The organism is Bacillus sp. ISL-7 (genome assembly GCF_018613065.1).
In genome coordinates this window covers 22,352-31,945 of sequence record NZ_JAGGQW010000074.1, presented here as the reverse complement: position 1 = coordinate 31,945, position 9,594 = coordinate 22,352, and the positions used below count along the sequence as shown (strand labels likewise).

The window sequence follows — 9,594 nt, the reverse complement described above, 5'->3', positions numbered from 1 at the left end:
TTGATAAAATCAACCTACAACTGCTATAAAACAAGGGACTTTTTCAGTGCCCTCCGCTTAAGCGCCGAGGAGGCTCCCCGCTACGCCCGCGGAAAGCGAAGCGCCTGGAGCGCAAATCAACAAACAATTTAACAAAGACATAAAAAAGACTGCCGGCAAACCCCAAGTTTTTCGGATTTGTCGACAGTCTGAACCAACCCTATTGGGTTGGTTTTTGTCTCTTTTATGTTTTTAATGTTTTGCTTATTCCATCCAGTTTGTATGGAATTCTCAGCAATATCAGTCAAAAATTGGGTTTTTTTGAGCAGTTTTGGAGAATGAATTTTTAATGTATGTGCAATAAAATAAAACTAAGCTCAACTAAACCTTACGCATTGATGGCGCTTACTAGTAAAGGTGTGAGCTTCAAAAAGCTGGGATTGGCGTTTCATCAATTGGCTCGACAATTGGTAAGGTATTATCAACGACGAAGAAGACTTTACCAAACAAAAGCTTATGTTGGACACGCTTTGTCCTATTAGTAACTTGCTTAATTGTAAATATATTCGTATCTTCAGCTTCTATATACCTAAGGGGAAGGATGCTGATCACTTAAGAAAGCTTGGTTATGCTGACTGGTTTTAAAATATTATGGTAAATAAAAATGCAGAATAGGAGGTGGATGTCCGCTGCCTTTTTTGTATGTTGAAATAATAAAGTGAAACTATTAAAATTGAGCAGCAACAGAAAATGTGAGTGTTTACATTTTTTTTTGTCAAGGAGAAGAATGCCGAAAATACTAGTTTAAAAGATATAAATTGGGAATATTCGCAATATATTGACAAGTTGGAAAGGGGGTGTTATTCTTAGTTCATTAATTAGTTTAATAAACTAATTTGTAAATAGGATAATAATTTTTAGTGATAGGTTAATTAATTTATTTTTTTTAATTGAAATGAAAGGGCTTACAGTTTAGGGGGAGTAGCGGTTAGTCAAAGGGGTATTGTTTGTATGGTGAACAAGATTTGGCGGGTTTGATAGGGTTTATTGGAGAGTTAATTTTTGTAATATTCGGTAAAATGAAAGCGTTATATTACGAGGGGGCGAAATCATGTCAAGTGTAAAAATGGAAAGCGGTCAGCAATATAACAGAGCGAAATTATGGCAAATTGCTTTATTTACTCTAAATAATACTTCAACAAATCTTCATTTGTTTGTGTTAGGCTTTGTCACTTATTATGCAACGGGGATTGCCGGGCTTGCTGTTATGATGATCAGTTCAGTATTGATGGCGGCACGACTATTTGATGGAATTATTGACCCAGCTATTGGATTCATTATCGATAAAACAGAGTCCAAGTTTGGTAAGTTTACGCCATTGATTGTATTAGGAAATATTATTTCAGCTGGTACCATCATAGTTATCTACAATGTTACTCATCTATTGCCAGAATCAGCACAGTTTCTATTCTTTACGGCAATGTTGATTGTTAATAAAATTGGATATTCATTACAAACTAGTGTTACCAAAGCAGCACAAACTGTACTAACAAATAATCCAAAGCAGCGACCATTATATGCAATTTTTGATGGGATTTATAATGCTGGGATTTTCACTGGTGGTCAAATTTTCGTTGCTAGCTATCTAGTAGCAAAACACGGTGGTTTTAAACTTCCATTGTTTACGGAATTAAATAGTTATGGACTTATTCTTTCGGCTGTATTTGCTGTACTAGCGATCGTGGGTATATGGTCAAAAGATAAGAAGGAATTCTATGGATTAGCAGAGGAGACAACAAAAACGACTGTACGTGAATATTGGAGCGTTGTTAAAGGAAACAGACCATTACAGTTGCTTTCACTTTCGGCTTCTTTTGATAAACTAGCAACTAGTATATCTCGATATTCCGTTGTTGGAGTTATGTTGTTTGGTATTTTACTAGGAGATTATGCATTAAGCGGTAAAATAGGTCTTATTACGTTGGTTCCAACATTATTAATTACTTTCTTAGTGGTTGGAGTAGCAAGAAAGACAGGATTAAAGAAATCGTATGTTACTTCAGCTTGGATCGGGACGCTGTCCTTCTTGGGATTGATTGCTCTATTCTTGCTAATCGATAATCCGTCAGCAATCTCACTCGACAATATCGGGGTTGCCACTATCTTATTCTTGGTCTTATATTCATTAGCAATAGGCTTTGCAAGTATTCCGACGACGCTTGTCGTTCCAATGATTGCAGATGTTTCTGACTATGAAACAAATAAATCCGGACGTTATGTACCAGGCATGATGGGCACGATTTTCTCTTTCATTGATCAACTTGTTTCATCTTTAGCTCCTACAATCGTTGGTGCAATCGTTGGAATCATTGGATACACATCAAAATTCCCTGAGGTTGGTGAAGCCTTAACACAACCATTGTTTGTTGTAACATTATTGTTAGCATTCGGTTTACCAGCACTTTGTTTAACCGTGTCAATTGCTGCAATGAAGTTCTATAAACTGGATCAAAAGGAAATGGAAAAAATTCAAGCAGGTATTGCAGAAATGAAAGCAAAAGGGAAAAATATAGATACAGCAGCAATATAAAAAAATCGGAACCCTGGCAAATGCTAGGGTTTTGTTGTATTAATTCATATTTAATTCGTCCTTTCATGGATATGGAACACCAAAAAAATAAGCCCTCGAAGAAAGAAGGTTTATTTCAATGTCTGCTTATCATTATCAAAAAGCAGCGTAAAACCCCTAGCTTTAGATATGGGGATATAAGCTGTATTTTTGTTCGTTTTTTTAGAAAAATGCAAGTAATTTTTCTATACATTCTATGAAATTCTTTGGTATAATGGGAATATAAATAGAACATTTGTTCCTGGCAAGGGAGGGGTGAATGATATGTATCGATCTTATAAAATACAAATTCAGCCGGAACATGAATTGTTCGACTACTGTGACTCACTCTGTTTTAAAGCGAAAAACTTGTACAATATCACCAACTACTATATTAGACAGGTTTACACTGCTTTAAAAAAAGAAACAAGAAATGAAAATCAACTTCAAGTTCTAACAGATATTCAAGACCATTTACCCCTAATGAATAAAATTCGTCTAAAAAGTTTTGAAAAAGCCAAATCTAAGCCTAAAAAAGTCGTTAAAAATGGCCATATTTTGGAGCCAAAACCAAAGCTATTTGAAATGCCTCATCCAGAGAAAGCATTCCTTCCCTATAACTTTGTAGACGCACTGTTTAAAGTGATGAAACAAATCGATTACCTTTCTATGCCCTCTCAGTCCAATCAACAAACCATGAAAAAGGTCTATGATGATTGGAAAAGTTTCTTCGAAGCCTCTAAGAAATATAAAACCATGCCTACTAGCTTTTCAGGAAAGCCAAAGATTCCTAAGTATAAACCGAAGAATGGACGTACGACTTCTTATTTAACCAATCAAATTACCAAAATTAAAAATGGAAATGTGCTTTCATTACCAGGAACTCCTCTTACATTAAAACTGGGGAAAATCGCACATATAGATGGTAAACTACAACAAGTGCGGATTGTCCCGACGTATGGCCGGTATGTAATGGAAGTTGTTTTTAAAAGTGAAAATGAAAAGGAGATCAAACGATCCGAAAAACAATTAAATGAGTGGGTATTTGAGCCGAAGCGAGTAATGGGTATTGATTTGGGCGTAGATAACCTGGCAACTATCATCGATAACACGGGGCTAAAGCCTCTGCTTATCAAGGGCAAATGGTTAAAATCGATCAATCAATATTATAACAAATTAAGAGCGAAATACATGAGTATCCTTCGAAATGGAAAAGGACCAAAGGAAGGGAAGTTTAACAGCACAAGATTAACTTCATTAGACCGAAAAAGGAACAATCGAGTCATGGATTTTTTACATAAGGCTAGCGCAAAAGTGGTGGAGATTGCGAAAGAAAGAACCATAGATACGATCATCATTGGAAAAAATGAGGGGTGGAAGATGGAGGTTGATATGCAAAAGACTACTAAACAAACCTTCATACAAATCCCATATGCCACTTTCATAGGAATGATTCGATACAAAGCAGAGCGACATGGAATTCAAGTCATTGTCCGAGAAGAAAGCTATACTTCTAAGTCTAGTTTCTTGAATCATGACCCGATTCCAACTTACGGGGAGGAGCACCAAACTAATTTTAGCGGGTATAGAAGCAGTCGAGCTTTTTACAAAATCAAAGGTTCTAAGATTTTGATCCATGCGGATGTGAATGGAGCTTTTAATATTGTCCGTAAACATACCAATGAAGTCTTCGAAGGACTGGAGAGAAAACAGTTCCTCCAATCCCCAAGAAAAATAATCATCATAAAGAAAAGAAAGGCAAAGCTGAAGACCTCGGTCTGATGTAGTAGCGGGACTTGTGGTAGCCCTCGTAAAGACAATGCGGCTTTAAAGCCTATTCTTTCGAAACCCCTAGCTTCAGCTATGGGGATACTCATCTTCACTTGGGACGTGGTTAAGTCGCGTTAGCGATTTTGTTCTTGAGTACGGGAAAGTCTAATACTCTGCAAATTTACGTGTAAACTTTTTTCAGATGTTTTTCCTTCTATGGTATCTTCCGGGTGTTTGGCCCGTTTGATAAAGAAGGAAAGAAGCAGGGCAAAACAAGCAATTAAGGCTGACAAAAAGAAAGTATAATTGATTCCTTCAAGCATGGCTTTCATGGTAATTTGCTCCTGTATTTCAGCCATTCCTGCTTCTGGTGTAGCTTTTAAAGCATCTTCCGTTAATTGCGCGGCGTATGATCTCGAATAATTGGACATTACTGTGACCAATAAGGCAGTACCGATGGCCGCGGATACCTGATTTATTGTGTTATTCATGGCCGTACCGTGTGGATAGAGACTTGCAGGCAACTGATTTAAACCATTTGTTGAAACTGGCATCATCACCATTGATATGCCTAACATCCTTACAGCATGTAAAATCACTAAGTAATTGTAGGGTGTTGTAAAAGTTAATTTGCTGAAATAATAGGTTGTAATCGTTGTGATAATTAGGCCGATTATCGCTAACATACGCCCCCCAAACTTATCAAATAATCTTCCTATAATGGGTGACATAATGGCCATCAATAGCGCCCCTGGAAGCAGCAATAATCCGGTGTCCAACGGAGATATACCGCGTATTGTTTGGACATAGATAGGCAAAAGTAAAAACCCTGAAAACATTGCTATATTAAGCACAATAGTAATGGTTGCCGATAGCGAAAACATTGGGTATTTAAACACGCTAAAATTAAGCATGGGAAGTTCTTGCTTTGTTTGCCGTAAAATAAACCATATTAGGGAGATCATTCCGATTATAAGCGGCAAATACACTAGCGCACTGTTCCAGCCTTTACTGCCGGCAGAACTAAAACCGAATAGTAACCCTCCAAAACCAATGCTTGATAACAAAAGTGAAAATAAATCGAGTTTAATATCCGTTTTATCCTTTTTGTCTTTGAGTGAGAAAAAGCCAATCAAAATAACGACAATAGCGATAGGCGTGATAAAGTGGAAAAGCATTCTCCAGTGATAGTGTTCAATGATCCACCCTGATAAAGTAGGGCCTATTGCTGGAGCGAACATTATAATTAAACCAAATACTCCCATTGCTGCCCCACGCTTTTCAATCGGGAAGCTCACTAGCATGACATTCATTAATACCGGCATCATGATTGCTGCTCCTGCCGCTTGAAAAATCCGTCCAATCAATAAAATGGAAAAGAAATCGGTACTGCCGGCTATAATCGTCCCAATTGCAAATATGCCCATTGCTGCCAAGAATAATTGCCGGACGGAAAATTTTTGAAATAAGAATGCGGTTGTTGGAATCAATACCCCGCTTACTAACATAAAGACTGTCGTTAGCCATTGAACGGTTGCTGTGTCAATATCTAAGTCCTTCATTATCGATGGCAGTGCGATATTTAATAACGTATTATTTAAAAATGTAATAAATGTTCCAACCATAAGCACAGCAAGAATCCCATATGGTGGACGATGAGTCTTTTTAATTGATTCATTCATGGGTATCTCTCCTTAGTATAAAAAAGACTATCGGCATTCGCCAAATTGGATGGGAAAAGGCTTTTCTTAAAAATGAATTGTGTCTGTTTTACCCTTTACCTCTATTCCATAATCGGTGGATTTAAAAACGGTCTATTCCCACTACATCATGAGTTGCAAGTAACAAATACACCAGTTTCACCATAACCATAGTCAAGTACAGCAGTTAACCACTCCCTAAATTTGATAAAATGTAGAAATCCATTGATCCATAATGTTTCTTCTTTTATGGACTACTTCTAATTTATCCAAAACACTCACCCCTACGTAAATAAGTAAGCGTTATCAAAGGTTACGTTTATTGTAACCTTCCCAATAATAAAAAACATTCTCCAAAACTGCTTGAATTTTAGTGTATATTGACTGATATTGTTTTCTATATTGTATTTTTAGATACAAAGGGTAAAGGCACAAAAGTCTAGTTCAGCAGCTAACTGGGTTCCTTTTAAAAAGAGTCCTGTTGAAGACATATCTCGACAAGCTTCTTAGATGTTTGAAAGGATAAAGTCTGGAGTGGTGCGTGCTGAGGCCACTTTTAATTAAACGTTTGTGTAGTAGGGAATTGACGGGCAATTAATAGAATTATGTAAGATTAATAGAAACCTATCTGATTTTGTGGAAAGTTGGGTTATTTCCTGCGGAATTTATTTCCGGTTCTCGACAATTATCATTCTTGCTTGGCAGGGAGAATCCTTATATATCAGTGCTTATAGCTGTTTTAACTAAACGTTTGATTAGTATAGCCTATATGGAATTTAGTCGAAAAGCTGTCGATTAGTGACAAAAGTGGTTTGGACGCTTTCTATCTCCAATTTTAATATCATTTTTCAACAAATTATTTATGCCTCGGGGAGGACTAAATCATATTTATCAAGGAGTGCAGCTATTCTAATCAAACGTTTGATTGAAAGGGAAACTTGAGGGAAATGGACTTTGACTTTGTCATTTCATCGATTTGTTCTGGAGTAAAGAGAGACAATGGGGTGGTTCTTGTGGTCGACACTAACCTCATTAAAAACTATGAGAACCGAACATGTGGAGCGGGTCTTGTCCATCAGGGAGCTCATAAAGGACAAATCTCATGCTCCTGCAGTAGGTTTTGTCCTTTATACCGCTTAGGTGACCGATTAAAAATGTAACCTTACCAGTGACTTTAAAAAAATGGATTTGGCGGTAACGAGTAACATATTCTCCAACGAAGAGAGCCACAATCTCTCAGAAGTCAACTAAAATAAAGGAGGACTGATCAGCCCTCCTTTTGACATGTATACCTATTATCGCTCACATGCAATAAAATCTTTATCCCGGTCACTTTTCTTATTAGCGTCATACAGCGCTTTTGAAACGTATGGCTTGTACTTAGTTTTCCCACCTTTGTTTTTAACATTAGATGCTCTTGCTACTCCACCTTTGAAATCCTTATTCAAAGCAGTACAGTTTTGGTAAGTTTTAATCTTTACCTGTGCTTCCGCAGAATCAGTCAAACTGAAGGATAACCCCACAACTAATCCCAAAGATAGTAAAATAGTAAACAACTTTTTCATATTTTTCATACTCCCTATATTGAAATCTAATTTCCATAATAGGATATTATTAGAAAAATATCAATACAAATATGATGAGTTCCGGTACATTGGCACTACTCACATAGCCCTACCAATATTATAAATCTCCGTGCCTGTACACCCCAAAGTGGTCGAGGATTGATAGGTTTTTAGATGGAAATAAAGTGATAACATGAAATTTCTATAATATTGTTGGGGTGGTTGTTTGTTGATCTTCTTTCTGAAAGGACAAATATCGGGCCATTTTTTATATGTGATTTTAGAGAGATTTTGCTGGGATTTGATGAACAGAGAAAAGCGCAAAGCACCATAGGATCTATGTTTAAGGCAATGGTGCCTCGCGCTGTTTCATATTATCAAATAGTGGCGTAAAACCCCTTTCTTTAGAAATGGGGATATAAGCTATATTTTTTCCTTTTACTATCAATTACTATTCCATAGTAGTATAATAAGTATATAGAACAAATGTTCCGTCGGGTGGTGAAAAAATAAATGGAACCCCATAAAAAGAACATGAAAGAACAGAAGAAAAAAGAATCGAAAGGAGATATTGTCATTCGGAAATTTCCGCTCCGTTTAACCGGCGAGGAAAGAAGATTAGTCGATACTCTACGTAAGGAAGCAGCAAATCTGTGGAATGACTGCTTAGATCTCCATTGGTGGCTATATGATGCCTATCAAGTTTGGACAAGTGCATCTGAAAAAAAGCAATGGTACAATGCCACCACACATAAATTACACTCGCAAACGATTCAATCGATCATCGAGTTACATGAAGAAACATGCAAAAGAACAAGAGAGTTACGTACAAAAGGTGAGAAACAGTGGCGGTACCCTTGGAAATACAAAAAGTTCTTTTCCGTTAAATATAAAAAAACTGCAATTAAATTGTCCGGTAAAAAGCTCAGGTTTAGCAATGGAAAACAACAATCCCCCTTAGTGATCCCTCAACCGAAGCACATTGATTTTCATACGATAAAAAGTGCCGAAATCGTTTGGCACAAAAATCACTACTGGATGCATATAGCAGTGGAAGTACCAAAACAAAAGCAGGTTCAAGGTAAAAAGGAAGCCGGCTGCGATTTAGGGCTCATCCATGCGGCCGTTTTAAGTAACGGAAAAATCCACCTCATTGTAACAGGAAGAGAACTTCGCTCGTTACAGCGCTACAGAAACAAAAGGTTGAAAGAGTTTCAGAAGCTGATTAGCCAGAAGAAGCCAGGTTCGAATAAAAGGCAAAAACTCATTTTGCGTAAACGCCGTTTTTTAGAAAAACTGGAACGGAGAATGGAGTATCTATTGCATTCTATTTCGAAAATGGTCACAGATTGGTGTGTGGAAAACCAAATTAAAACACTCTATATAGGAACACCGGATGGCGTTCAAAAGAATACGAAAAAGAAAAAGAAAACCCGTAAAGAAATTCGTCAACAATTGTCCAATTGGAGTTTTGGGCAATTAATCGAAAAAATAAAATACAAACTAAAACTTCGAGGAGTCAAAGTCCAACTTGTGGAAGAATCCTATACTTCCGGCACGTGCCCGTCATGTGGAGAATTCCGCAAACAAAGGAATCGAAACTTCGACTGTCATTGTAGAGAGAAAGGACATCGGGATGTAGTAGGTGCCATGAATATTTTGGACAAGTCTGTCAATAAACAGCTAACGAAAAATCGGGAACTACCTAAAATAGAAGATACAAAGTATCGCCGAGTTCTTTTAGCTCCCATTGTCTCTCACGATGAGGCTAAAAGGGCAGTGGCGTAGTGCCTATGATTGGGCTGCGGTATGTGGTTTTTACTACATGTCGTAATGAACTGGAGAAGTAGTAAGTCCTGGAAGCCCCGGCCATAAGGCGGCTTTGATGAAGGTTTAAAATAGAATCCCCTGGATTTATCCATGGGGCGAAGTCAAGATGGAATTCTTTTTAGTGGTGAATTAGGCTATCATA

The 9,594-nt window shown here is 37.3% G+C and carries 5 protein-coding genes; 3 read left to right on the top strand and 2 right to left on the bottom strand.

Features of this window, described 5'->3' with window-relative positions:
• The first annotated feature begins 1,090 nt into the window (after window positions 1-1,090).
• Both J7E66_RS27160 and J7E66_RS27155 read left to right on the top strand, forming a co-directional pair.
• Window positions 1,091-2,569, top strand: a complete 1,479-nt coding sequence (locus J7E66_RS27160) for an MFS transporter (RefSeq protein ID WP_215005914.1) — start codon at window positions 1,091-1,093, stop codon at window positions 2,567-2,569.
• A gap of 303 nt (window positions 2,570-2,872) precedes the next feature.
• The gene (locus tag J7E66_RS27155) at window positions 2,873-4,369 is read left to right on the top strand and encodes an RNA-guided endonuclease InsQ/TnpB family protein (RefSeq protein WP_215005911.1); all 1,497 of its coding nucleotides are present in this window, start codon (window positions 2,873-2,875) and stop codon (window positions 4,367-4,369) included.
• 122 nt (window positions 4,370-4,491) lie between these two features.
• Here the strand turns inward: J7E66_RS27155 and J7E66_RS27150 are convergent, their stop codons facing one another.
• On the bottom strand, window positions 4,492-6,039 hold the full coding sequence (locus tag J7E66_RS27150) for a DHA2 family efflux MFS transporter permease subunit (protein WP_215005908.1): 1,548 nt from the start codon (window positions 6,037-6,039) through the stop codon (window positions 4,492-4,494).
• A 1,313-nt stretch (window positions 6,040-7,352) separates the two neighbouring features.
• Window positions 7,353-7,622 (bottom strand): excalibur calcium-binding domain-containing protein, encoded by a 270-nt coding sequence (locus tag J7E66_RS27145; RefSeq protein ID WP_168241120.1) that lies wholly within the window; start codon window positions 7,620-7,622, stop codon window positions 7,353-7,355.
• A 513-nt stretch (window positions 7,623-8,135) separates the two neighbouring features.
• Between J7E66_RS27145 and J7E66_RS27140 the strand changes: the two genes are divergently transcribed.
• Window positions 8,136-9,410: an RNA-guided endonuclease InsQ/TnpB family protein gene (locus J7E66_RS27140; protein WP_215005905.1), complete on the top strand. Its 1,275-nt coding sequence runs from the start codon at window positions 8,136-8,138 to the stop codon at window positions 9,408-9,410.
• Window positions 9,411-9,594: the final 184 nt, after the last annotated feature.

Coding starts and splice junctions, on each gene's coding strand:
- J7E66_RS27160 (WP_215005914.1), top strand. CDS start 1,091: ATGTCAAGTGTAAAAATGGAAAGCGGTCAGCAATATAACAGAGCGAAA.
- J7E66_RS27155 (WP_215005911.1), top strand. CDS start 2,873: ATGTATCGATCTTATAAAATACAAATTCAGCCGGAACATGAATTGTTC.
- J7E66_RS27150 (WP_215005908.1), bottom strand. CDS start 6,039: ATGAATGAATCAATTAAAAAGACTCATCGTCCACCATATGGGATTCTT.
- J7E66_RS27145 (WP_168241120.1), bottom strand. CDS start 7,622: ATGAAAAAGTTGTTTACTATTTTACTATCTTTGGGATTAGTTGTGGGG.
- J7E66_RS27140 (WP_215005905.1), top strand. CDS start 8,136: ATGGAACCCCATAAAAAGAACATGAAAGAACAGAAGAAAAAAGAATCG.